The 25,709-nt window shown below is 47.3% G+C and carries 24 protein-coding genes; 12 read left to right on the forward strand and 12 right to left on the reverse strand.

Going from position 1 to position 25,709, the window contains the following annotated elements; genetic code table 11:
* Positions 1 to 622 precede the first annotated feature (622 nt).
* The 4 genes from leuD to leuA are packed head-to-tail and all read right to left on the reverse strand — an operon-like array spanning position 623 to position 5,391.
* A complete protein-coding gene (gene leuD, locus M0413_RS16265; RefSeq protein ID WP_203432606.1) occupies positions 623 to 1,228 on the reverse strand; it encodes a 3-isopropylmalate dehydratase small subunit in 606 nt (201 codons plus the stop codon).
* A 24-nt stretch (positions 1,229 to 1,252) separates the two neighbouring features.
* Positions 1,253 to 2,677 (reverse strand): 3-isopropylmalate dehydratase large subunit, encoded by a 1,425-nt coding sequence (leuC, locus tag M0413_RS16270; protein ID WP_249554905.1) that lies wholly within the window; start codon positions 2,675 to 2,677, stop codon positions 1,253 to 1,255.
* On the reverse strand, positions 2,677 to 3,771 hold the full coding sequence (gene leuB, locus M0413_RS16275) for a 3-isopropylmalate dehydrogenase (protein ID WP_047534490.1): 1,095 nt from the start codon (positions 3,769 to 3,771) through the stop codon (positions 2,677 to 2,679). Before leuB ends, leuC begins: the two co-directional genes overlap by 1 nt.
* 51 nt (positions 3,772 to 3,822) lie before the next feature.
* The gene (gene leuA, locus M0413_RS16280; RefSeq protein ID WP_047534488.1) at positions 3,823 to 5,391 is read right to left on the reverse strand and encodes a 2-isopropylmalate synthase; all 1,569 of its coding nucleotides are present in this window, start codon (positions 5,389 to 5,391) and stop codon (positions 3,823 to 3,825) included.
* 495 nt (positions 5,392 to 5,886) lie between these two features.
* On the opposite strand from leuA, the gene M0413_RS16285 reads away from it, so the two are divergent.
* Positions 5,887 to 7,665, forward strand: a complete 1,779-nt coding sequence (locus tag M0413_RS16285) for a diguanylate cyclase domain-containing protein (protein ID WP_088586581.1) — start codon at positions 5,887 to 5,889, stop codon at positions 7,663 to 7,665.
* On the opposite strand, the gene recQ is transcribed toward M0413_RS16285, so the two are convergent.
* Positions 7,647 to 9,470, reverse strand: coding sequence for a DNA helicase RecQ (gene recQ / locus M0413_RS16290; protein WP_249554907.1), 1,824 nt, complete (start codon positions 9,468 to 9,470; stop codon positions 7,647 to 7,649). The genes M0413_RS16285 and recQ overlap by 19 nt on opposite strands.
* 275 nt (positions 9,471 to 9,745) lie before the next feature.
* Here recQ and M0413_RS16295 point away from each other — a divergent pair, with 275 nt between their 5' ends.
* Both M0413_RS16295 and rarD read left to right on the forward strand, forming a co-directional pair.
* Positions 9,746 to 10,210 (forward strand): thioesterase family protein, encoded by a 465-nt coding sequence (locus tag M0413_RS16295; RefSeq protein WP_037422889.1) that lies wholly within the window; start codon positions 9,746 to 9,748, stop codon positions 10,208 to 10,210.
* Positions 10,211 to 10,427: 217 nt separating this feature from the next.
* Entirely contained in the window at positions 10,428 to 11,315 is an 888-nt protein-coding gene (rarD, locus tag M0413_RS16300) for an EamA family transporter RarD (RefSeq protein ID WP_249554909.1), read from the forward strand.
* 64 nt (positions 11,316 to 11,379) lie between these two features.
* On the opposite strand, the gene M0413_RS16305 is transcribed toward rarD, so the two are convergent.
* From M0413_RS16305 to radC, 5 genes are all read right to left on the reverse strand, one after another.
* Entirely contained in the window at positions 11,380 to 11,898 is a 519-nt protein-coding gene (locus M0413_RS16305) for a PH domain-containing protein (RefSeq protein ID WP_249554911.1), read from the reverse strand.
* Between the two features lie 103 nt (positions 11,899 to 12,001).
* Positions 12,002 to 13,321, reverse strand: coding sequence for an amino-acid N-acetyltransferase (gene argA, locus M0413_RS16310; protein ID WP_055647679.1), 1,320 nt, complete (start codon positions 13,319 to 13,321; stop codon positions 12,002 to 12,004).
* A 313-nt stretch (positions 13,322 to 13,634) separates the two neighbouring features.
* The gene (rpmG, locus tag M0413_RS16315) at positions 13,635 to 13,808 is read right to left on the reverse strand and encodes a 50S ribosomal protein L33 (protein ID WP_006079871.1); all 174 of its coding nucleotides are present in this window, start codon (positions 13,806 to 13,808) and stop codon (positions 13,635 to 13,637) included.
* Positions 13,809 to 13,814: 6 nt separating this feature from the next.
* Entirely contained in the window at positions 13,815 to 14,051 is a 237-nt protein-coding gene (gene rpmB, locus M0413_RS16320; protein ID WP_006079870.1) for a 50S ribosomal protein L28, read from the reverse strand.
* 121 nt (positions 14,052 to 14,172) lie between these two features.
* Complete coding sequence (gene radC / locus M0413_RS16325; protein ID WP_011073923.1) at positions 14,173 to 14,850, reverse strand: RadC family protein; 678 nt, start codon at positions 14,848 to 14,850, stop codon at positions 14,173 to 14,175.
* Between the two features lie 119 nt (positions 14,851 to 14,969).
* Here radC and coaBC point away from each other — a divergent pair, with 119 nt between their 5' ends.
* From coaBC to folE, 5 genes are all read left to right on the forward strand, one after another.
* The gene (coaBC, locus tag M0413_RS16330; protein WP_249554952.1) at positions 14,970 to 16,202 is read left to right on the forward strand and encodes a bifunctional phosphopantothenoylcysteine decarboxylase/phosphopantothenate--cysteine ligase CoaBC; all 1,233 of its coding nucleotides are present in this window, start codon (positions 14,970 to 14,972) and stop codon (positions 16,200 to 16,202) included.
* Positions 16,199 to 16,657 (forward strand): dUTP diphosphatase, encoded by a 459-nt coding sequence (gene dut, locus M0413_RS16335; RefSeq protein WP_011624324.1) that lies wholly within the window; start codon positions 16,199 to 16,201, stop codon positions 16,655 to 16,657. Before coaBC ends, dut begins: the two co-directional genes overlap by 4 nt.
* Positions 16,658 to 16,688: 31 nt before the next feature.
* A complete protein-coding gene (gene slmA / locus M0413_RS16340) occupies positions 16,689 to 17,282 on the forward strand; it encodes a nucleoid occlusion factor SlmA (RefSeq protein WP_011073926.1) in 594 nt (197 codons plus the stop codon).
* 134 nt (positions 17,283 to 17,416) lie between these two features.
* Positions 17,417 to 19,402, forward strand: a complete 1,986-nt coding sequence (locus M0413_RS16345; protein ID WP_249554913.1) for a S9 family peptidase — start codon at positions 17,417 to 17,419, stop codon at positions 19,400 to 19,402.
* Positions 19,403 to 19,671: 269 nt separating this feature from the next.
* Positions 19,672 to 20,322, forward strand: coding sequence for a GTP cyclohydrolase I FolE (gene folE, locus M0413_RS16350; protein WP_037422910.1), 651 nt, complete (start codon positions 19,672 to 19,674; stop codon positions 20,320 to 20,322).
* A 93-nt stretch (positions 20,323 to 20,415) separates the two neighbouring features.
* Here the strand turns inward: folE and pyrE are convergent, their stop codons facing one another.
* Complete coding sequence (gene pyrE, locus M0413_RS16355) at positions 20,416 to 21,063, reverse strand: orotate phosphoribosyltransferase (protein ID WP_037422911.1); 648 nt, start codon at positions 21,061 to 21,063, stop codon at positions 20,416 to 20,418.
* A 96-nt stretch (positions 21,064 to 21,159) separates the two neighbouring features.
* Positions 21,160 to 21,873 carry a ribonuclease PH gene (rph, locus tag M0413_RS16360; protein ID WP_011073930.1) on the reverse strand — a complete coding sequence of 238 codons (714 nt, stop codon included), beginning with the start codon at positions 21,871 to 21,873 and terminating at the stop codon, positions 21,160 to 21,162.
* 209 nt (positions 21,874 to 22,082) lie between these two features.
* Between rph and M0413_RS16365 the strand changes: the two genes are divergently transcribed.
* From M0413_RS16365 to M0413_RS16380, 4 genes are all read left to right on the forward strand, one after another.
* Complete coding sequence (locus M0413_RS16365; RefSeq protein ID WP_037422912.1) at positions 22,083 to 22,946, forward strand: YicC/YloC family endoribonuclease; 864 nt, start codon at positions 22,083 to 22,085, stop codon at positions 22,944 to 22,946.
* A 221-nt stretch (positions 22,947 to 23,167) separates the two neighbouring features.
* Complete coding sequence (locus M0413_RS16370; protein WP_249554914.1) at positions 23,168 to 24,379, forward strand: tyrosine-type recombinase/integrase; 1,212 nt, start codon at positions 23,168 to 23,170, stop codon at positions 24,377 to 24,379.
* Between the two features lie 97 nt (positions 24,380 to 24,476).
* The gene (locus M0413_RS16375; protein ID WP_249554916.1) at positions 24,477 to 25,058 is read left to right on the forward strand and encodes a DUF1819 family protein; all 582 of its coding nucleotides are present in this window, start codon (positions 24,477 to 24,479) and stop codon (positions 25,056 to 25,058) included.
* Positions 25,055 to 25,693: a DUF1788 domain-containing protein gene (locus M0413_RS16380; protein ID WP_249554918.1), complete on the forward strand. Its 639-nt coding sequence runs from the start codon at positions 25,055 to 25,057 to the stop codon at positions 25,691 to 25,693. Before M0413_RS16375 ends, M0413_RS16380 begins: the two co-directional genes overlap by 4 nt.
* Positions 25,694 to 25,709: the final 16 nt, after the last annotated feature.

Consider the following 25,709-nt stretch of genomic DNA (forward strand, 5'->3'; position numbering starts at 1 on the left):
TATTTTTGAGCACTTTTCTTTCACCCAATGGGTGAAAGCTGAATTTCGAAGGAATGCATATTTATCAAGGCTTTGATTATGCTTTTTGAAGTACTGACGTAGAATCTAGGTTATTGTTATCTTGTGCCATTCACGGGATCACAATGGCGCTCACACAAAATAGAGCAAACACTCCATATTGAATGGTCGGCAGTTTACTGATGCAGAAGATGTTTGCAACAAGCGAGAATAAAACAGATAAAAAAACTAGCCAAAACAATCTAATCAATATTTTTAGTGAGGCAAATCACTTTTAAAACAAGAATAATCAGTGTATTTCCAAAGATAGATTTGCTGAAAGCATTTTCAAGGCAAGCACCACAAGAGTTAAATTAACTTAAAAAACAACACATTAAACAAAATAAAACTCCTAAACACTTGTAAGCCATTTTGTTCATAAAAATTCAGCACAAATCACTATCGATCATTTTCCTTACCATACAGGAAAGTCACCCTTCACTTTAAACTAATAAATACAATAAATTACATTTAGCCGCTTAAGCAGAAATAATAAAAACGCCTAGTTTTCGAACTAGGCGTTTAAGATTAACATCTATTAAGGTACAAGTGTTCGCCGAATAGCTCAGCGTCGCCAACTTGGGATTTGTGATTCGTATTCACTAATCTGCGTCCCGTGGGATAAGGTCAATCCAATGGCATCTAACCCATTCAGCAATTTATGTCGCGCTGACTCAGCCAGTGTAAAGCTAAACTCAGCCCCCGAAGGCGATGTCACCTTACAAGTGGTTAAGTCGACGGTGATTTGTGCACCTTCTTCGCTCGCCACCTCATCCATTAACTGACGCACTTCATTCGCGCTAAGCTTCACCGGCAGTAAACCGTTATTGATGGAGTTTCCATAAAAAATATCGGCAAAGCTCGGGGCGATAATGGCGCGCAGGCCAAAATCCGCCAATGCCCACGGGGCGTGTTCACGGCTAGAACCACAGCCAAAGTTTTCCTGCGCCAGCAGAATCGAGGCGCCGCTATAGCGAGGTTTGTTTAGAGTGAAATCAGGATTAGGCACATCTCCCGCATCATCGAGATAACGCCAATCGTGAAATAGGTGCACGCCGAATCCATCGCGCGTCACCTTAGATAAAAATTGCTTCGGGATAATTTGATCGGTATCGATATTGGCGCTGTCGATCATCACCGCAAGCCCTGTATGGCAAGTAAAAGGTTGCATTAACTTCTCCTGTTGGGATGACGGTTAGTAAGGTTTACGGATATCGACAAAATGCCCAGCAATCGCCGCCGCCGCAGCCATCGCCGGACTCACCAAGTGCGTGCGACTACCACGGCCTTGGCGCCCTTCGAAGTTACGGTTGCTGGTCGAGGCGCAGCGATCACCCGCCTCTAATCTGTCATCGTTCATCGCCAAACACATAGAGCAGCCCGGTAAACGCCATTCGAATCCGGCCTCGATAAAGATTTTATCTAAGCCTTCGGCCTCGGCCTGTGCCTTCACTTGGCCAGAACCCGGTACTACGATTGCCGTAACCCCCGCAGCCACTTTGCGCCCTTTGGCATGCTTCGCTGCGCTGCGTAAATCTTCAATCCGCGAGTTAGTGCAAGATCCGATAAAGACCTTATTGATCGCCACATCTGTCATTGGCGTACCAGCAGTTAAGCCGATATAGTCCAGTGCTTTTTCCATGCTAGCGCGAATCGTTGGATTCACCTCATCGGCAGGATTAGGCACTGGCGCATCGATGGCAACGACTTGTCCAGGGTTAGTACCCCACGTGAGCTGCGGCGCGATATCGGCAGCATCCAACACCACGGTGGCATCAAACTCAGCGCCAACATCGGTTTTCAGTGTTTTCCACTCAGTGACCGCCCGCACCCAATCTTCGCCCTTCGGTGCAAATTCACGACCTTCTAGGTAATCGAAGGTAGTTTGATCCGGCGCAACCATCCCCGCCTTAGCGCCCATTTCAATCGCCATATTGCAGACAGTCATGCGCCCTTCCATCGACAGCGCTTCAATCGCCTCACCACAAAACTCAACCACATAGCCAGTGCCGCCATCCATCCCAATCTTACCGATAATCGCCAGTACGATATCTTTAGCCGTTACGCCATCGGTGACCTGACCGCGGACTTCGATTTTCATGGTCTTGGCTTTTAATTGGCGCAGAGTCTGGGTCGCCAACACATGCTCCACCTCGGAAGTGCCGATACCGAAGGCCAAGGCGCCAAAGGCGCCGTGGGTCGCGGTGTGAGAATCACCACAGACGATCACAGTGCCGGGTAAGGTAATCCCAAGCTCAGGCCCCATCACATGCACAATCCCTTGATTAGGATGGTGAATATCATATAAGCGTACGCCGAAGTCTTTACAGTTTTGCGCCAAGGTCTCGACCTGAGTGCGCGCCATCGGGCTTAAGGCATCAAGACTGGCGCTGCGAGTCGAGGTGTTGTGATCCATGGTCGCGAAGGTTTTTTCTGGGGCGCGTAACTTACGCCCAGCCACTTTTAAGCCACTAAAAGCTTGGGGAGATGTCACTTCATGGACTAAGTGTCTGTCAACATAAATGATCGGTGCTTCACCCTCGGGAGTTGCTACAACGTGAGCATCCCACACCTTTTGATACAGGGTTTTCGGAGCGCTTGATATTGAAGGATTAGTCATTACACACCTGCCTTAACCGCATCGGCGATAAAGTTGCCCATTTCGACCGTCGATTTAGCCTTATGGCGTTGGTCGCTACTTAATAGCTCACCGGTTAAATAGCCAGAATTCAGCGCCTTAGTCACAGCACGTTCAATCGCACTTGCCGCCTCTTCTTGCTTTAAGCTGTGGCGCAGCATCAGTGCCGCCGACAGAATTTGTGCAATCGGATTAGCAATACCTTTACCTGCGATATCCGGCGCACTGCCACCTGCGGGTTCAAACAAACCAAAGCCAGTGCTATTCATGCTCGCCGAAGACAACAAGCCCATAGAACCCGTCAGCATGGCGATTTCATCCGATAAAATGTCGCCAAACAAGTTAGAACACAGCATAACGTCAAACTCATCGGGGCGGCGCAGCAACTGCATGGTCGCGTTGTCGATATAGATATGTTCCAGCTCAACGTCGGGAAAATCGACCGCCACTTCTTCAACCACTTGGCGCCACAATACCGAGCAAGCCAATACGTTTGCCTTATCGACCGAAGTGACTTTTTTACGGCGTCCGCGAGCGGCTTCAAAGGCAATGCGCGCAATACGGCTAATTTCACGGCGGCTGTAACGCATGGTATCGAAGGCTTCTTCGCTCTCACCTTCACCTTGGCGCCCCTTAGGCTTTCCGAAGTAGATCCCACCCGTTAACTCACGTACACACAAGACATCAAAACCCCGGGCAGAAATATCGCTGCGCAGCGGTGACATATGCTCTAAACCATCATGCAATTTAGCGGGGCGTAGGTTACAAAACAGTTCGAAGTGACCCCGTAGCGGTAACAATGCACCGCGCTCGGGCTGATCATTGGGCGGCAGTTTTTCCCATTTGGGGCCACCGACAGAGCCAAATAGAATGGCATCGGCCGCTTCACAGCCTTTCAGTGTTGCCTCTGGCAATGGACAACCATGATTGTCGATGGCGATACCGCCAACATCATATTCAGTGTATTCAATATTAAGACCAAAACGTGCCTCAACCGCTTTTAACACCTTACGCGCCTCGGCCATCACTTCAGGCCCAATGCCATCCCCGGCTAATACTGCAATTTGATAACTCATACGCCCGTTCACTCCTTCAATGTGAAAACTTTATGCTCGATATTGCCTTGGCTATACGCCGCCCAGCTCTTTGTTTTTATGCATATTCTGTTTGTAATCTGCAACCTTATCGGCGCGGCATGTCAGGTTCATCACGTGCACTAATGCACGGGCTGATGCCTCAACCACGTCGGTCGCTAACCCGACACCGTGGAAATTTTGCTCATGGTAAACCGCGGTAATATCAACTTGGCCGAGCGCATTTTGTCCTACGCCCTTAGCCCCCAATTTGTAGCTGATGATATCGATACGGCGGTCAGTCGCGCGGGCGATAGCATTATAGGCAGCATCAACAGGGCCATTGCCTGTAGCGGCCTCAGTTTTAATCTCACCGCCGACATCAATACGCACCGTTGCCGTGGCCACGCCTTCGGTTGAATCAGATTGCACCACCAATTGCTGTAATTGGTAGAAGTTATCTTCTGCGGCTTGTGTCTCCATAAAGGCTAAGGCTTCTAAGTCATAATCGAAGACTTGGCCCTTTTTATCCGCCAATTTTAAAAACTGTTCATACAGGGCATCCAAGTTGTAATCCTGCTCGCTGTAGCCCATTTCCTCCATGCGATGCTTAATCACATGGCGGCCGGAGCGCGAGGTCATATTCAGATTGTTACGATTCAGGCCGATGCTCTCTGGCGTCATAATTTCATAAGTGTTTTGCGCTTTTAACATGCCATCTTGGTGAATCCCCGACGAATGGGTAAAGGCATTAGCGCCAACAATCGCCTTATTCGACTGGATTGGCATATTGCACAACTGGCTGACTAAATTTGAGGTTCGGTGAATTTCCTTCGCATTGATCCCCGTTTCAAACCCTAGCAGGTTCTTACGGGTCGCTAAGATCATGGCGATCTCTTCTAAAGAACAGTTACCCGCACGCTCACCAATCCCATTCATGGTACATTCGATTTGGCGCGCGCCATGCTGCACAGCAGTAATCGAATTGGCGACCGACAGACCTAAGTCATCGTGGCAGTGAACCGAAATAATGGCTTGGTCGATATTCGGTACGCGATTAAACAGGGTTTGAATAATGCCACCAAACTCGCTTGGCACTGTGTAACCCACGGTATCTGGGATATTGATAGTGCGAGCCCCCGCATGAATCGCCGCTTCCACCATACGGCACAAATTATCAATCGGCGTACGCCCCGCATCTTCGCATGAAAATTCAACATCATCGGTAAAACGACGGGCATATTTCACTGCACCGACCGCCATTTCCAACACTTGCTCGAATGAACGTTTTAATTTGCTCTCAACATGGATGGTCGAGGTGGAGATAAACGTATGAATGCGGAACTGATCAGCCACCGATAATGCTTGAGCGGCGGCATCAATATCTTTTTCCAAGGCGCGGGATAATGCGCACACTCGGCTATTTTTAATGGTGCGAGCAATGGTTTGCACCGACTCAAAATCGCCGGGGGAAGATACGGGAAACCCGACCTCCATCACATCCACACCGAGACGTTCCAGCGCCATGGCGATCTGTAACTTTTCTTTGACCGACAAGCTTGCCGCTAACGCCTGCTCGCCATCACGTAAGGTGGTATCAAATATAATGACTCTGTTAGACATCGGGTTTCTCCATGGAACGTCACCGTTCATTATTTAACTTTTGCTGTATTCAGATACAAAAAACCCCGCAACATCGGTGCGGGGTTTATGAGTGTTTTGCCTATCTATCGAGCGAGCAACACTAAGACCTCCGCGTTTGTGGCGCGAGAGAGAGAAGGAGGAGGTCGAGTTTGCTGCTAATTCTATTCATTTAAATTAAATATTTATTCTGTTGATTGAATATTGCTTTGGTTAATATTTAACTTGCTTGGCTAAATGTGTCAACCCCAATTTTTTTCATGTTCCTTAATATATCTGCTGCAAAATGGCAGAAACAGATATGTTTGTCTCAAGGTTGTATTGTTAATCCCTTGCAATACAAGATAAATAAATTAAATGCTGCACCTCAAACTTTTAACAAAAAAATCATTTTTTATGCAAAAATAACCTGAGACACGTTATAATCCTCGCCCGAAGTTACGGATACTAGAATAAATGCACGGTATGGAGCAAAAAATGGATTTTCGCGTCTTAGCGCTGAGCCTATTATTGTGGCTTGTGCCATTATGGGCTTGCGCTAATGAGCAGTTAGATAAATTGACATCGGAAGTTTATCAGTATCCAACCAAGGCTTTGGCACAAATTACCGCATTAGAAAAGCAGCAACAAACTGATAATACCAGCAATATTGATAAACTTCGCCTCAGTATATTGAAGTGTCAAAACCTGTTACAACTCGGTGAAAATGAAGCGGCGATTAATCTTGCGCAAATGGGTGAAGCCCATGCTAAACAGCTTAAGTTAGATCAAGCACGCCCCTATTTTTTGAATTGTCAGGCCGATGCCTATCTAAATTACGACAATATTAAAGATGCATTACCCATACTGGACTCCGCAATTACTCTTGCTAGACGCTACCAGCAGCCACAAGCCCTTATCGATGCACTCCGCTTAAGAGGGCAACTGGATACCAATACGGAGAATTTTTCCTCCGCAATTGAAGATTTACGCATCGCTATTGATATCTATCCCGATATCCATACTCAAACGCAAAATTGGGTCTGGCCGCCAGAGGGTTATGTCTATGCTGCGATGGGGAGCTTACTCTATGCCACCGAAGATTTACCCCAAGCCATGTATTACACTAGATTGGCATTAAAAAGTGCTGATGCCCAAGGAAAAGTCCGGCATGTACTGCTGAGCAATGCCGCGCGGATTGCACTAGATAATGGTGAGCGTGAATACAGTGATCAACTAGAAAAACAAGCCAAAACTTTACTACCAGAAATAGGCTCCCCACTTGAACTCGCCTACAGCTATGCCATTCTGGCTTCAATTTCTCTTGATAAAGGCAAAATTGATACAGCCGAAGAGTATATCTCCATTGCAATGAACACTTTTAAGCAGCAAAAGCAACAGGTTGCCATGATGCGTTCGACTCGTTTACTCGCTCAAGTACGATTTGCACAACATAGGGATGAAGCAGCGCTAACACTCATGCACTCTGCCATTGAACAAGGCGAAACGCTTAAGCAATACACTGATCTTAAATGGTTTTATGGTATATTGAGTGATTATTACCACACTCAAGATAACTACAAACTCGCCTACGAATTTTTACAAAAGCGCTTCGATGCCGCAGAACTGGCTAACGAATCAATAAACAACATGCGAATTTTGCAGTTTAAAGCCAGATTAAATCAGCAGGGATTACAGCAACTCAGCGCAGATGATCCACAGAGCAATCCCACCTTACTGGATGAGCTGAATGTAGATTGGGCCTTTAGCACCTTGTTTTTAGTGAGCATGACACTCTTAGGTGGCGCCATTTGGTACTTTATTGATAAGCAAAATAAACACGCCCCATCACCTGACACCAAATCCAAGCGCCTTGCACCTATTCAGCAGCTTGAGCTCACCCTGCATAGTGCCAAACAGGGCGCTTATCCACTGACATTATTACTTTTTAATGCTAGCCAAATTCGCCAAGTCGATCTGCCAACCTTGATCGATAAATTACAAGATAAACTCCGTGAGCAAGACATACTATTACGGTATTCGATGGATGAAATTGTGATAGTGCTACCTTACACCTCCGCCCGCGGCGCACAACGAGTCGTCAACCAATTAACGCCCACAATTCAAACATCACAAGGATCAAGCAAGGTCAATATCGGGATTGCAGTGATGCAACAGTTTGATACTTTGGATTCTTTAGTGAAACGTGCCAATATCAATCAACTCAGCAAACTCAAGGTGACCGATACACAAAACGACTACTCCCCCGCTAAATAAGCGGCTATTTCGTCGAGGAACTCACCGCCAAATCGACTGAGTTTACGCTCCCCCACGCCATTAACTGCCAGCATTTCCCCAGGGCTTGTCGGCATCATAGCCGCCATTTCCGCTAAAGTAGCATCGTTAAACACCAGATAAGGCGGCACATCCTGCTCTTCGGCAATGGTGCGGCGCAGTGTTTTAAGGCGGGCAAATAACTTGCGATCATAGTTAAGCGGCACTCTCGACTGTGTCGTTTTACGCTTTATGCTGGTGAGTTGAATTCGCGGCTCAGCCAACATCAACGCCACCTCTCCCTTCAATATTGGCCTTGCCGAAGGATTTAAAGTAATGGACGAGCCTCGAGTAATATCTTGACTCGCTAAGCCCAAATGGATCAGTTGGCGAATAACACTCAACCAATATTCATGGCTCTTATCTTTACCAATCCCCCATGTGCTGAGTTTATCGTGGCCACGATCAACAATCGCGGCGCCCTTGGAGCCACGCAACACTTCAATCAAATGATTAATACCAAAGCGTTGTCCGAGTCGATAAATACAAGAAAGCACCTTCTGCGCATCTTCGGTGCCGTTATAACGCTTAGGCGGGTCAAGACAAATATCACAGTTACCACAGGGTTCTAATGCGCTTTCATCGAAGTAATGCAACAGCACTTGGCGCCGACAGGTTTGCGCCTCGGCAAAGGCGGCCATGGTATTGAGTTTATGGAAATCTACCTGCTGCTGCGGCCCTGGCTCCGATTGCTCGATAAGATGGCGCACTCGCCCAATATCGGCAGGATCGAACAACATAAAGGCTTCGGCCTCGAGTCCATCACGGCCCGCTCGGCCAGTTTCTTGATAATAGGCTTCGATACTCTTAGGGATATCGTAATGCACCACAAAGCGCACGTTGGATTTGTTAATCCCCATACCAAAGGCGACGGTCGCAACGACAATATCTATTTGATCTTTAAGGAAGCTATCCTGCACTTCGCCGCGCTCTTCTGCCGTCATGCCCGCATGGTAAGCCTTAGCATGAAACCCTTGCAGGGTGAGCCTTTCTGCCACCTCATCCACGCGGCGTCGACTGCTACAGTAGACTATGCCGCTACTGCCATTTTGTTGCAGTAAAAACTGTCGTAATTGATTCGCGGCATTGAGCTTTTCGGCAACCGTATAGCGAATATTGGGCCGATCGAAACTCGATAGTAATCTAAAGGGATTAATCCCTAGGCGCTCACAAATATTTTGTCGCGTCGCCTGATCCGCGGTGGCGGTGAGCGCCATCATAGGCACATGGGGAAAAAGCTGCTTTAACTGCCCAAGGGCGGCATATTCGGGTCGAAAATCATGCCCCCACTGGCTGATGCAGTGCGCCTCGTCAATAGCAAACATCGACAGCGGCAAGGAGCGCATGCGCTCGATAAAATCGCCAGTAAGTAAGCGTTCAGGAGACACATAAAGCAGTTTGAGCTCACCGCGATGCAACTGCCTAAGCACCTCTACACTCTGCTCCCGCGGCTGCGATGAGTTTAAATAAGCGGCATTAACCCCCGTCTGCAACAGGCTGTCGACCTGATCTTTCATCAATGAAATCAGTGGTGAAACCACGATAGTGATGCCAGACATCAGCAGTGCGGGCAACTGGTAACACAGACTCTTACCGCCGCCGGTGGGCATGATCACCAGGCAGTCCTCACCACTGCATACACGTTCGATAACCTCGCGCTGACCGTCCCTAAAGTCACGGTAACCAAACACCTGCGCCAGGCGTTGAGACAGCGGATCATCATGTATGTCGAGTAACTGAGTTTCCATGGATCTTCTAGCTAAAAAGTAAGGGCGCCTATTCTAAAGGACAGAATCGCTCCTGTCTTGCGCCATCTTGCCCAAACTGGCCCACGCCAACAATCAGATAATAGGTTTAGCCTACATCCACAGCTCATCACAACACCTAAGACGATTTGCCTGCACAGCGGCTTAAGTTGCATTAGGCATAGGCTTAGCGGTAGATTAATTGCTCTAAGTCGAATGCCATTGCGCACGCTTCGACCCTATTCTAAGAAGCCCTACAGCCTACAAGGACGAACAGCATGACAACCCCAATTCAAGCCGAAGTACTCAAACGTGTTGCCGAAGTGTTTGACCAGCACGTGCCGTTTCATAATTTATTGGGTCTGGATATCAAGCGATACGACATAGATGGCGTTGAAGTGGTGATCAATATGAAGCCAGAGCTCATTGGCAATATTCATCAACAAATTCTCCACGGTGGTGTCACCGCCACAGTGCTTGATGTCGTAGGAGGGCTCACCGCCTTTGCAGGACTGGTCGCTAGCCGTGATGATTGGACGGTTGAAGAGTTACAACAACGACTGCAAACCTTAGGCACTATTGATATGCGTGTCGATTACCTGCGCCCCGGGCGTGGACAGATTTTCACTGGCACCGGCAGTGTGATCCGAGCTGGCAATCGCGTCTCGGTCTGCCGAATGGAGTTACACAATGAGCAAGGAACCCATATCGCCTTCGGCACTGGCACTTATATGGTGGGCTAGTCCCTTGTCACCCATCGTTTTTTCAAGATTGATTTACCGCATTCAACATCAATAAACAAAAGGGAAACACCTTGATTATTCAGCTGTTTCCCCTCTTCTTTTTGTTGAGCACTCGGCATTAGAGACATCCTGTAACGAAAAAGGCGGTTGTACACACCTTGAGTCAATTCCCATAGCCTCCTACAATCGCCGTCCTGTTGTCCTTCGAAGATGTCTCATGCCTGATACCGAATACCGCAAAGGGATCCTACTTGCCGTCAGTGCTTACTGTATGTGGGGATTTGCGCCCTTATATTTCAAACTACTCCACCATGTTTCGGCGACCGAAATTTTACTGCATCGGGTGATCTGGTCATTTGTATTTATGGTGATCATCATGCTGTTTATTGGCGGTTTTGGAAAACTGCGCCAGTTGTTTAAACAGCCAAAACAGCTACTCGTGCTCACCATCACCTCCCTATTAATTGCAGCCAACTGGTTGATTTTTATCTGGGCAGTGAATAATGATCATATGCTCGATGCTAGCCTAGGCTATTTTATTAACCCATTACTCAATGTGCTGCTCGGCATGCTGTTTTTAGGGGAAAGATTACGTAAGTTGCAATGGTTTGCCGTCGCGCTGGCGAGTGCTGGCGTGCTGATCCAATTAGTCTCATTCGGCTCGATCCCTATTGTATCCCTCGCCTTAGCGGGCACCTTCGGGGTATATGCTCTGCTGCGTAAAAAGGTCAACGTGGATGCTAAATCGGGTCTGCTAGTCGAAACCGCCATCCTACTTCCGGTCGCATTGGTTTATCTGGTCGCAACCTTAGATAGCGCCACGGCGAATATGCTCACCAACGATTGGCACCTTAATTTATTGTTGATGGCAGCCGGGATTGTTACCACGATTCCACTATTGTGTTTTGCTGGTGCAGCGGTACGTATTCCATTGTCTATGCTCGGCTTTTTCCAATATATCGGCCCGAGTATTATGTTTATCCTCGCGGTTACCTTATTCAATGAACCCTTCGATGCCGAGAAGAGCATCACCTTTGGCTTTATCTGGAGCGCCCTGTTGGTGTTCACCTTCGATATGGCTTATAAACGAAAAACGGCGCGATAACATCACGCCGTAGCCCACAGTCACAAAAGTCGGTCATGGTTAAGTGAGCGTATAACTTAACCGCCTACTTTTGTAACTGGGCTAAAAACTTCTCGCCCTCGGGCACAGACAAGAGCAGATTGTAGCCTCGTGTCGTTGGCACTAACACTAGCTCGGATTTATCCGTCACTGCCACAAATGCCTTGCCCTTCCCCTTCAAATTAAACCAGCCAAGTTGATACCCTGGCATACCTATACCATTGGTTTTAAAGCTGGGTGCCAAATCCGCCTCCTGCTTCAAGTTGATAAGACGCGCCTGCTCGACTAACAGTTCGGAACGCGCTAATTGCACTTTATAGAAGGGAATATCGAGTTTTAGCTTGGTGTCGGTTAACGCGATTTCAGCATTATGGGATTGATAAAACACCCAAGAAAATCCGCCAATCATCACTAACAAGATGCCTAAGCTCGCCGATTTAGCCACTTTCGGCATAGGTTTAACCCACAACATCCACAGTACGCCAGCTAAACCTAACAACAAGATAATAAAGCTTAAAATTGAAGTTTGAGTCAGAGGTGCGAGGGAGAAAAACTGAGTCACCATGGTGGGCAGTCCTTAAGGAAGAAAAGCTTAATCTGCCAACAAAGACATATTATGTCAACAAAAATGCCAGCGCTAGGCTGGCATCTTATCAAGCGTAAAAAGCTTACAGATCAAGGGCGAGAATTTTAGAGCGGCGCTGATAGTTATACAGCTGCTTTTTCTTCTGCGGCAATGCATCAACATCTTCAATCACAAAGCCATGCTCTAAGAACCAGTGAATGCTGCGGGTAGTCAAGGCAAATAAACGGGAATAACCCCGATGACGCGCCTGACCTATGATGTTTTTCAGCAGCAGACTGCCCCTATCCGCATCGCGATAATCTGGATGTACCACCAAGCAGGCAAACTCACCGGCGTTATCCTCCTCGAACGGATACAGAGCCGCGCAGCCAATCACTAAGCCGTCTCGCTCAATCAACATAAACTGCTCGATCTCAATCTCAAGCTGCTCACGGCTTCGGCGCACTAAAATGCCTTGCTCTTCCAGAGGACGGATTAAATTCAATATGCCGCCAATATCGCTAATCGATGCGCGGCGCAGGCGCTCAGCGCTTTCTGTCACGATTTGCGTGCCTATGCCTTCGCGGGAGAACAACTCCTGCAGCAAGGCACCATCATCAAGATAGCTAACCAAATGACAACGGGGCACCCCATTACGGCACGCATCAATACTTGCCTTGAGGAAAGCCATCGTGCCCACACAGGCAGAACCTTGCTCAGCAAGCTTAGTCAGAATATTTTGCGCATCATTTGGCATTAATTCGGCAATCACATCGCCATTGCGATCGAGGATGCCGTTTTGCGAACTAAAGCCAATCATCTTGTCGGCCTTCAGCTTGATAGCAACCTGAGTAGCAATCTCTTCAGCCGTGAGGTTAAAGCTTTCGCCAGTGACGGATGCGGCAATCGGCCCCATCAACACGATACAGTGGTTATCGAGCTGACGCTTAAGCCCTTGAGTATCAATACGGCGCACTTTGCCGCTTAGACAAAAATCCACACCATTATCGACGCCCAGTGGCTGAGCAATCACAAAGTTACCGCTGACTAAGTTAATTTGCGCACCTTGCATCGGCGTATTGCTTAAACTCATCGATAAACGCGCGGTAATATCAAACTGTAATGCACCCGCGACTTGCTTAATGACTTTGAGTGAGTCTTCATCCGTGATACGTACACCTTCGTGGTAGGCGGGTTCAATCCCATTGGCGGCTAACGCTGCATCGATTTGCGGCCTCGCGCCATACACCAACACCACTTTAATGCCTAAACTGTGTAATAACGCCACGTCATTCAAAATGCCGCGAAATTGATTTTGTGCTAAAGCCTCGCCACCCAACATCACCACAAAGGTTTTCCCTCTATGGGCATTAACGTAAGGGGCAGAATGACGAAATCCATCAACCAGTTCAGTGGTACGCACGCGTTGTTTACACCTCATATTTAAGCTGGTAACCCCAAAATGGCTTACCAGGAGTGAATAACGAAAACCCGCGTATAGTATTGCATTTTAATTCACCAATAAAGAATTTATTCTCATTAAAATGCAGTTTTAATACAACAAAGTGCTTATATTTTCAAAAAATTGCACTTTTGATAAATGATTACATTTTTTTAACCAAATATGATTTAGTCGCACTCGCCAAATATGGGACAGATTTATCTCATCTTGATGACGAAAAGCCAAAAAAAAAGCCCCTTAGATAAGGGGCTTTTCTCGAAACACTAAACAAGGATTACTTGATTTTTGCTTCTTTGTAGATAACGTGCTGACGAATAACTGGATCAAATTTTTTGATTTCCATTTTTTCTGGCATGTTACGCTTGTTTTTTTCAGTTGTGTAGAAGTGACCAGTTTTAGCTGTAGAAACTAATTTGATCTTCTCACGATTACCTTTAGCTTTAGCCATGATCTATTACACCTTCTCGCCACGGGCACGAAGTTCAGCAACAACAACTTCAATACCTTTCTTATCGATCAGACGGATACCTTTAGTAGATACACGTAACTGTACGAAACGTTTTTCTTCTTCTAACCAAAAACGGTGGTTTTGTAGGTTAGGTAAAAAACGACGACGGGTCGCGTTTTTTGCGTGCGAACGGTTGTTACCAACCATCGGCTTCTTGCCAGTAACTTGGCATACTCTTGACATGTCAATCTTCTCCAAAAACAATTTTAACGCTCGAGCATTAATGTGCCTCGTATGGCCGTCGCCCGAGGCACAAAGAGGGCGCATTTTATACACGATCACAGAGTGAAGATCAAGTGTTAGATTAATTAATCCAGCCTCGTTCCGCGAAGGAAACTATCTCTCGATCACCAACAACCATATGATCCAACAGGGATACATCTATGGTTGCCAACGCATTTTTTAATCGCTCAGTTATTCGTCTGTCAGCCTGACTGGGCTCGGCAATACCAGACGGATGATTGTGACACACTATGACGGCAGCAGCCTTTTTCTCCAGCACTAAGCTCACCACTTCACGTGGGTACACTGAGGCTGAATCTATTGTTCCGCGGAATAATTCGACGAACTGAATCACTCTATGCTGGCTATCCAGCAGCAAAATTGCGAACACTTCATAGGAGCGGTCAGCTAATTGTCTCATTAAATAATCCCGAGTTAAATCGGGATTTGTCAAAACCTGACCTCTCTGCAGGTTTTCTTGTGCCACACGCCTCGCTAATTCAGCCGCGGCTTGAAGCTGGGCGTATTTTACAGGTCCCACGCCAGGAAGTCGACACACCTGATGCTTTGGTGCACAAAGTAAGCTTCTTAAACCACCAAATTCTTGAATAAGTGAGCGGGCAAGGTCTACGGCATTCAGCCCAGACAGGCCATTACGCAACAACACCGCCAGTAATTCGGCATCCGAGAGATGACTAGCGCCTTTTAGCAATAACTTATCCCGCGGCCCTTCGCCCTCTGGCCAATCCTTAATCGCCATGTGACCTCCTGTCGTCGCATATTTTTACTTTAGCAAGTATGGACGAGATTTTTTGAACTGGGACAGTCACGCCAATTCATCGCTTTGTGGTATGGTTGGCGACATTATTTCAATCTCGGATGATGTCTGTGAGCCTGATAACGAAAAACGTCCTGCTGGGTATTGGTGGCGGCATTGCGGCCTACAAAAGTGCGGATTTAGTGCGCCGCTTAAAAGAACGCGGCTTTGATGTACGTGTGGTCATGAGCCAAAGTGCGATGGAATTTATTACCCCACTCACACTGCAAGCCTTATCAGGACATCCTGTATCATCGAGCTTACTCGATCCCGCTGCCGAAGCGGCGATGGGGCATATTGAACTGGCGCGCTGGGCCGATTTAGTCATTATCGCCCCTTCTACAGCAAATCTTATCGCCCGAATCAATGCAGGCATGGCGGATGAGCTTATCACCACCACTTGTCTTGCCACTGAAGCGCCAATTGCGCTCTGCCCTGCGATGAATCAGCAGATGTATCGTAATCTCGCCACTCAAGCCAATTTAGCCAGTTTACAAAGCCGTGGTTACACCCTTTGGGGACCGGCAAGTGGCAGTCAAGCCTGCGGTGAAGTGGGCCCAGGCCGCATGCTCGAACCGCTCGAAATTGCCGAACTTGCGAGTCGCTTTTTTGCAACAAAAGATGTCTATGCTGAACAGGAATCACAACCGCTAGCAGGCCAATCGGTACTGATCACCGCAGGCCCAACCCGCGAAGCCATCGACCCTGTACGCTATATCTCTAATCACAGCTCTGGCAAGATGGGCTTTGCCTTAGCGAAGGCCGCGGCCGATATGGGCGCCGATGTGACCTTGGTCGCAGGACCCGTAAATTTAGCCACGCCTGAAGGGGTGACGCGCATCAATGTCGAATCGGCACAGAATATGCTCGATGCTGTGATGGAGAATGTTGATAATAAAGATATTTTTATCGGCTGTGCGGCGGTTGCTGACTACCGAGTCAGCGATATTGCCACCAGTAAAATCAAAAAGTCAGCGGAAGAAATGCAACTTGCGCTGGTGAGGAATCCTGATATCTTAGCGACGGTCGCAAGCTTGGCAAACCGTCCTTTTATGGTGGGATTTGCCGCAGAAACCCATGATGTAGAGACCTACGCCCGCGATAAACTCAAACGTAAAAATTTGAATATGATCGCGGCAAACGATGTATCCGTTGCTGGTCTAGGCTTTAACGCCGATGCCAATGCCCTGCGCGTATTCTGGCCACAGGGTAGTCAAGATTTGCCTGCTACCGATAAACTCACGTTGGCTCGCCAATTACTTTCGTTGATAGTGAAAGAAAAACAACACAAATGAAAACACCGATTGAATTAAAGATCCTCGATTCCCGTATTGGCTCTGAATTCCCGCTGCCTGCCTATGCCACACCAGGCAGCGCAGGCATGGATCTTCGCGCCATGATAGATACCACAATGACGATAGCCCCAGGAGAAACTCAGTTAATCCCAACGGGTATCGCCATCCACGTAGCAGATCCAGGCCTTGCAGCAGTGATTTTACCGCGTTCAGGCCTTGGGCATAAGCACGGTATCGTCCTTGGAAATCTCGTTGGCCTCATCGATTCGGATTATCAGGGGCCCTTAATGGTCTCTTGTTGGAACCGCAGCGATACCCCATTTACCTTAGAAATCGGTGATCGTCTCGCACAACTGGTGTTTGTCCCTGTGGTACAAGCACAATTCAAACTCGTTGATGAGTTCGATAGCTCAGACCGTGGTGAAGGTGGATTTGGCCATTCTGGCACTAAATAACCTGAATCGTTATTGAGCGAAGGATACTGCAATGGCTGTAAGCCCAAAAATTAATCGTCGTGAACACATACTGCAATGCCTAGCACAAATGCTAGAAACCAGCCCAGGACAACGTATTACCACCGCTAAACTCGCCTCAGAAGTCGGCGTATCGGAAGCGGCACTCTATCGCCACTTCCCGAGTAAGGCACGGATGTTCGAAGGGTTAATTGAGTTTATTGAAGAGTCATTACTCTCTCGTATCAACATCATCATGGATGATGAAAAAGACACCATGAAACGCTGTCAACTGGTGCTGCAACTACTGCTGATTTTTGCCGAGCGTAATCCAGGGATCTCGCGCGTCCTCAATGGTGATGCGCTTTTAGGTGAAAATGAGCGTCTGCGTAGCCGCATTAGTACGCTATTTGCAAAAATAGAAACTCAACTTAAGCAAATTTTGCGGGAAAAGACCCTGCGAGAAGGCAAAGGCTTTAATTTAGATGAGGCTATTTTAGCTAATTTGCTGTTAGCCTTCGCAGAGGGGCGAATTGCTCAATTTGTCCGCAGTGAGTTTAAACTAAAACCCACACAACACTTCGATGAACAGTGGCGCTTTATTCAGCATCAGCTGTTGCAAAGCTAATGATTTATCAACATAAAGGACGGTAATCACCGTCCTTTCTTTTATCCCGACTCCTTGTATCAGTAGTGCTTTTGCTTTAATCTTGTTTACACATTGTTAAAACTAAAACCACAATAATATTACAAGGATGTCAGATGAAATCTTTGCCATTTGCTGCATTGGCCGTAATTTGCTTACCCATCATGCCAATCAACACATTCGCGGCTGAAACATCGGCCAAGAATGCATTATCACAATCACAATTATTCAGTCGCGGTGATGAGTACGCTGATGTGAAAATATCACCTACCGGCAAATACTTAAGTGCAATTACCAGTGTTGAGGGTAAAAATGTACTCATAGTATTAGATGCTCAAACCAAAAAACTGCTGAATGCGATTCGCTTCCCAAGCAACGCCCAGGTAGGCACCTATGAATGGGCCAATAGCGAGCGTATTGTACTGGCAAAAGAATACCTTAAGGGCTGGAGCGATGTGCCCCAATACTACGGCGAATTAATGGCGGTCAACGCCGATGGTTCTCGCCCTAAATATCTCTTTGGATATAACAGCGGTGAGCAACAGACAGGTTCAAATATCAAGAAAAACACCGCCATAAATGCCACAGCATTCATTCTGGATCCTCTTCCGGATGATGAACGCTATATGCTGGTCAATGCGCTCCCATGGACTGGTGCCCCTGACTTGAGTGAAACGCCTCAGGATGTCTACCGCGTTGACCTTTTTAGCGGGGTGCGTAAACGCATCACAGGCTCTCCCATAGGCCAAGCTCGCTTTATGACCGACCATGATGGTGAAGTCCGCTTTGTGGCAGGGAAAGACAGCAAAAACATCACTAAAGTGTTTTACCGCAAAGATGGCGAGTGGATAAATACCGATAAACTCAACCTTGGCTTAAGTGATTTTACACCGATCTCCTTCGCTGATAATAAAAATACCATCTATGCTGCGGGTCGAGTAGGCACTGAAACCTTAGGCGTCTATCGCATCAACCTCGAAACAGGCGAGAAGGCCGAGATCATTCAAGATGAGGTCGTTGATCCCAATAACTTCTGGATCAACGGTACCAATAAGCAGCTTTATGCCGTTGAGTTTGAAAATGGCTATCCAAGCTATGCCTTTGTGGATAACAACGACAGCCACGCCAAACTACTTAAGGATTTAATTGCTGCCCTACCTGGGCATCAAGTACGGATTGTCAGCGAAACCCGTAATGGTGAGCAATTGGTGGTGATTGCATTTAATGACCGCAATCCCGGTGATTACTATGTGTTTGATACGAAAAAGCTCAAGCTAGAGTATCTCGCCGCCGCCCGTAAATGGCTCGACCCAGAGCAAATGGCGGAGGTCAAACCTATTAGCTTCACTAACCGTGACGGCCAAAAAATAAGCGGCTACTTAACGCTACCTTATGGCAAAGAAGCCAAAAATCTACCCTTGGTCGTTAATCCCCATGGCGGTCCCCATGGCATTCGTGATTGGTGGGGATTTGATGCACAAAATCAATTACTTGCTCAAAACGGCATGGCGGTGTTGCAGGTTAACTTCCGCGGCTCAGGTGGTTATGGTGAGGGCTTCCAGCAAGCTGGCTATCGAAAATGGGGCTCCGATATTCAGCACGACATAATAGACGCAACTCAATACGTCATTGACCAAGGCTTTGCCGATAAGGAACGGGTATGTATCGCTGGCGGTAGCTTTGGCGGCTATAGCGCACTACAAAGTGCCGTATTGGCGCCCGATATGTTTAAATGCGCGGTAGGGGTTGCCGGTGTGTATGATCTGGAGTTGATGTTTAATGAAGGTGACATCGCCAGAACACGTTCAGGAACAAGCTATCTTAAGGACGTACTTGGCCAAGATAAAGCCACCCTAAAAGCCATGTCTCCCTCTGAAAACGTTGCTAAATTAAAAGCGAACCTCTTACTCGTTCACGGTGGTGAAGATGAGCGAGCGCCAATTGAACAGTTGGAATCACTCGAAAAAGCCCTCAAAGCCCATAATTATCCCTACCAAAAACTGGTGATGGATAGCGAAGGTCATGGTTTTTATAACGATACTCATAGAGCCAAGTATTACGATCAGATGCTGAGCTTCTTAAAAACTAACCTGAAACTTTAGCCTTAACTAAAATAAAAGCTATCTTCATCAAGATAATGATGTTTTAGCGCCCCAAGGAGCCGATAATCGATAAGGACTATCGGCTTTTTCATCTTCAGCGTAAGCGTTTTTTGGTATGAATTATCCGCAATTCGCGCTATTCTGCCCCACCTTGTTCTTGTCCAAGTGACAACGAATCGATTTATACCCTAGCGCGCCTGATTGCTGATATTCAGCGACCAGTGCTAGGTTTTCAGTGATAGCCGCTACTGAAGTAGTGGAGGATAAAAATGTCATTAAGTGAAGCAGCAGTAAAAGTACAGGCCGCCCTACAAGAGCGCGGACTTGAAACCCCCATGCTCCCCAGTGTGTTTACTCCTGAAGAGCGTAAGGACAAGATTGAACACCATATGAAGGAAATTCTGACGCTCATGTCACTGGATCTTTCTGATGACAGTCTTGCCGATACCCCACGCCGCATCGCCAAAATGTATGTCGACGAAATCTTCTCCGGTCTAGATTATGCGAACTTCCCGAAGATCACTGTGATTGATAACAAAATGGGCTTTGATGAAATGGTGCGCGTACAGGATATTAGCCTGACCAGTACCTGTGAACATCACCTTGTCACTATTGATGGCACGGCAACCATTGCGTATCTTCCACGTAAAAAAATTATTGGTTTATCAAAGATTAACCGCATTGTACGTTTCTTTGCCCAACGTCCTCAGGTACAAGAGCGTTTGACTCAGCAAGTGTTAGTCGCGCTGCAGACCTTGCTCGAAACTAAAGATGTTGCGGTTAAAATGGATGCGGTGCATTACTGCGTAAAATCCCGCGGCGTAATGGACTCCACCAGCTCAACCACCACTACGGCCTTAGGTGGCATTTTTAAATCCAACCCCGCGACCCGCGCCGAGTTTTTACACCAGTCGAAGTAAGACCTTACTTTGTGTGAGATATACGAAAACGCTGCCATTCTTATTGAATAGCAGCGTTTCTGTTTTAGCGGTTTATAACACGCTTAAGCCTTATTAGGCCTCGATGCCATACTGCTCACGGTACTGGCTTACCGCTGCTAGTTGCGCTTCCATACCTGGTTTTTCAGATAAATAGCGGATCAGATCCGCAAGCTTGATAATCGCCACAATACCGCAGCCAAAATCACGCTCAACCTCTTGGATGGCCGACAATTCGCCCTTGCCCTTTTCTTGTCTATCCAGCGCAATTAATACGCCAGCGAGCTGCGCTTGATGAGCTTCGATGATTTCCATCGACTCACGGATCGCAGTACCCGCAGTGATCACATCATCCACCAGCATCACCCGACCTTTAAGCTCGCTACCGACTAAGCTACCGCCCTCACCGTGATCTTTTTTCTCTTTACGGTTAAAGCAGTAGGGAATATCGATATCGTGATGTTCGCACAAAGCCACCGCTGTCGTGGTCGCAATCGGAATACCTTTGTAAGCTGGGCCAAACAACAGATCGTACTCTATGCCAGAATCCACTAACGCCGCCGCATAAAAACGCCCTAAACGGGCTAAATCACGGCCAGTATTGAATAGGCCTGCATTAAAGAAGTAAGGACTGATACGGCCCGATTTAAGGGTAAACTCGCCGAATCGCAACACCTGACGCTCTAGGGCAAATTCAATAAACTCACGTTGATAGGCTTTCACAATCTCTCCTTACGACTTTAACGTTCTATTTTTATTGGGTTATAGCAATATTGATTTAATAAAAAGCCCCATAACGGGGCTTTTTATCAATAACAATTAATTTAATGCGGCTTTCTGCACATCGACGATTTCGCGAATACTGTTCTTCGCTAAACCAAGTAGCTCAATCAACTCTTCGTGAGTAAACGGCTCACCTTCGGCAGTGCCTTGAATTTCGATAATCTTACCGGTTTCTGTCATTACCACGTTCATATCGGTTTCGGCTGCGCTGTCTTCAACATACTCTAGGTCGCTTATCGCTTCACCGTTGTAGATACCCACGCTGACCGCAGCGATTAAGAACTTAAGCGGGTTAGATTTAATAATGCCTTTACCACGAGCCCAGTTAAGCGCATCCACTAAGGCGACACAAGCACCAGTGATTGACGCGGTGCGAGTACCACCATCAGCTTGGATCACATCACAATCGATGACAATGGTGTTTTCACCCAGCGCTTTCATATCCACACAGGCACGCAACGCACGGCCGATAAGACGTTGAATTTCTTGCGTGCGGCCAGATTGTTTACCACGAGCGGCTTCACGGTCCATACGACTATGGGTTGAGCGTGGCAACATGCCGTATTCCGCCGTTACCCAGCCTTGGCCCTGACCTTTAAGGAAACGCGGTACACCCTCAGTAAAACTGGCGGTACAAAGCACTTTAGTTTCGCCAAATTCGACTAACACAGAACCTTCGGCATGGGCCGTAAATTGGCGAGTGATAGTAATGGGGCGTGTTTGTGCTGGCGTTCTGTTACTTGGACGCATGCGAAATTCCTGTATTCTGAGTCATTGACCGATTTTGGCTGCATATTATAGGGTTTTGTGCCTATAGATGCCATGCTTAGGGTGATTCTCTAGCAAACTCGTCACACAAACACCTAATCCTCCTCGCGAGTAGTGGTATGCCTTTAATCCTAAAGCCATTGACTCTATAATCGCCTCTCATTATGACGATTAAACCACTAGGACAACCCATGATCCAAAGCATGACAGCCTACGCTCGCATTGAGCACAAAGCACAATGGGGCACTGCCTCTTGGGAAATTCGCTCAGTCAACCAGCGTTATCTCGAAACTTACCTACGTCTGCCAGAACAATTCCGCAGCTTCGAGCCCGTTTTACGCGACCGCCTGCGTAAACGCTTAAGCCGCGGTAAAGTCGAGGTCAATTTACGCTACGAATTAGCCGATAACAGCAATAACGAACTTAAATTAAACCAAGGGTTAGCCAAGCAGCTACTCGACGCCGCCAGTTGGCTCAAACAAGAAGCAGGACAAGGCGAAGTCAACCTCACCGATATTTTGCGCTGGCCAGGAGTACTTTCTAGTGCTGAGCAGGATATGGACGCGGTGGGTGCCGATTTAATGACCGCCTTCGACTTAGCTATCGACCAATTCATTGAAGCCCGTGGCCGTGAAGGCGCAGCCATCAAAGACATGCTCTTAAGCCGCTTGGATGGCGTCAGCGAGCAAATCGCCGTTGTGCGCGAGCATATGCCTAAAGTGATGGAATATCAGCGCGATAAACTCACCAATCGTCTCGCCGAAATCAAAGGTGAACTCGATCCCGCCCGCATCGAGCAGGAGATGATCTTGTTAGCGCAAAAACAAGATGTGGCTGAGGAAATGGACAGGCTCGAAGCCCATGTTAACGAAGCCCGCCGCATCCTCAAAAAAGGCGGCAGCGAAGGTCGCCGTTTAGATTTTATGATGCAAGAATTTAACCGCGAATCGAACACCCTCGCCTCTAAATCCATCAGCACCGAAATCACCGCCGCCGCCGTCGAGCTCAAAGTGCTCATCGAACAAATGCGCGAGCAGATCCAAAACGTGGAATGATGTTTGATGACACCAAGAAGCAACAAAATATAACACTAAAACAATAATTTGAGCAAACAGATAGTCCATTAACGTCCATTTAAACCCACCACTCCCAGCACCAAATGGTGGGTAAAGTGGTGGGTAAACAGGTCTTCACAAGCAAGTGGTATGGTGGGTAAAATGACAACAAGTCAACTTTATCTACTATTGCCGATATGGCACAAAGGGAGGTCGCGAGAATGGGCTTACTGACGGTAAAAGAAATTGAGGCAAAGCTTAGGCAATCGACCGTCGGTCGTTATGCTGACGGTGATGGGCTTTACTTGGTGATCCCAAAGTCCGGAGCACCATACTGGATGCTGAGGTACAGCTATGCGGGTAAGCGCAAAGAAATGACGCTCGCCAAGTATGGAGATCTCAAACTTGCTGATGCGCGATTGCGGGCTGCCGAACAGATGAAGCAGGTAAGGCTTGGCTGCGACCCTATACAGGAAAGGCAGCAAGCAGCTCGCACCCAAGTCGTTACCGTGCAAAACCTGTTTGATGATTGGTATCCAGGGTTAGTGAAACGTCTTAAGCACCCCGAGATCCCACTCAGGATATTCTCCAAGGATATAGCGCCTACAATCGGAAAACTCCCACTCAATGACGTCACACCCATGGATATCCGGGATATTCTGAGAAAAATCACCGAAAGTGGTCGCCCAACCATTGCCAACGATGCGCTGATGCACTGCAAACAGCTTTTTAACCACGGCATCAAACTTGGCTTAATTGCTTTCAATCCGGCCAGCGCCTTTTCGGTTACCGATGCTGGTGGTATTGAAAAAGCCAAAGACAGAGCCCTAACACTAGAAGAATTGAAGCAATTTTTCGAGGTGGCGGCAAAAAGTCCGGCCTATTTTGGCCGGGATAACTACCTTGCCTGCACGCTCCTGGTCACTCTGGGAGTACGTAAATCAGAGCTGACAGAAGCTACTTGGTCTGAATTTGACCTAACCAAGAGCGAATGGAACCTACCTGCTTCACGCAGTAAATCCGGCGTAGGTCTCACCATCCCCCTCCCGCCCATTGTGATGGAGTGGCTTAAAGAACTAGAAGTGAGAGCATGCGGTTCAGATTACGTCTTTCCCAATCGTCGCCAAGGCAACAAACAGCACATGGGGAAAGACACTCTCAATCGGGCCATTTCCAAACTGTTTGGGAGAGATCCAGGTAAATCCAAGAAACCCAATATCCTGATGGGCGACATGCCCCACTTTACGGTGCATGACCTCAGACGAACCTGCCGCAGTTTGCTAGCGAAGCAAGGCACTCCCGGTGACGTGGCCGAACGCTGCCTCAATCACAAGCTCAAAGGGGTCGAAGGCATCTATAACCGGCATGACTACTTGGAGGAACGGCGAACAGCTCTCGAAAAGCTATCAGAAACTATTGCTGAACTATCTTGAAAAACACCGGCAGCTTCCTTAGCCACAACGAGCCTTATCCGAAAGAAGATGATAAACTCTTAACCCATTGATGCCTCAGCAAAGATGAGAAAGCATTTTGAATAAGAAATATAAAATTGGTTTTGCACGCCCAGCTCTATTACACGAAACAGTGCTAGTCGCGCAGTGTTATCGTGAGTTAAACGATTGGTCGTTGGTTAAACAACAGATCAAGCAAACCAATTTAATGCAAACCAGAACCGAACGCTCAAGTGACATCTTGCTCAGTGAGATAACGAAGCGTTTATCGCTGCTCACTTGTGCACAAATCGAGCTTATTGCCGATGATGTCGCACAAGATGTCAAACAACTGGTATGGATTGCCTTATGTAAGCAGTATCCATTTATCGGCGATTTCACCCTTGAAGTATTAGCGGAAGCCCACGACAAGCATCGGTATGAAATTTCTCATGACGACTATGGGTATTTCTTTAATTCGAAAGCTGATTGGCATCCAGAGCTCGAAAACGTGTCTGATAAAACCCGTTCAAACGCGCGCCAAGCGCTTTTTCAGATGATGCGGCAATGCGATCTGCTCAATGATAACAATCAACTTATTCCTCAAATGCTCTCGTCGGCAATTCAGAATTGTTCATCGGAAGCTGATTTGGCCTTTATTCCCGGAGCCATTAGGTTATGAATTCTGATAAATCTTCATTAATGAGCCAAAACACGGTTACCAGAAAGAATCTGGCTGAAGCGTATAGCCATCTGCTTGCCGTGGTTTCGAGTACGCCATTTTTACAAAACCAAGGTTTAAACAACGAAGTTCCTTTTCATATTTGTCCGTTTGAACCTGCTCTCAGTTCGGACATGAATCAGCTGATCAAACAGCTCAAAAACGATTTGCAGAACAAAGCCGTCAACGTACTGGACATCAACTTGTACGACTTGGTGATTGAGGTTTTGCAGGATGAAGGTGACTGGGAATGGCTTCAAGCCGAGGAAACGGCTCTGTCACGAGCAGAACTGAAAGAAGAGTTACAGGGTATTTTAGATACTGAGACAGTGCTCATTCCAAGGATCGCGCAAAAAATGAAGGAGCATGAACATCATGTGATGTTTGTGACTGGGGTGGGTGAAGTGTTCCCCTACATTCGCTCACACAACATATTAAATAACTTGCAAAAAATCGCTAAGAAACAGCCGACGTTGATGTTTTTTCCTGGAACATATCAACATTCACTCGCAACCGGTGCGTCATTAGTGTTGTTCGGCATTTTGACCGACGATAAGTATTACCGTGCCTTCAATATTCTCGACCGGGCAAATTAATCAGGTTTTAAGGAGA

Source organism: Shewanella sp. 8A (assembly GCF_023475945.1).
GTDB classification, from domain to species: Bacteria; Pseudomonadota; Gammaproteobacteria; order Enterobacterales; family Shewanellaceae; genus Shewanella; species Shewanella xiamenensis.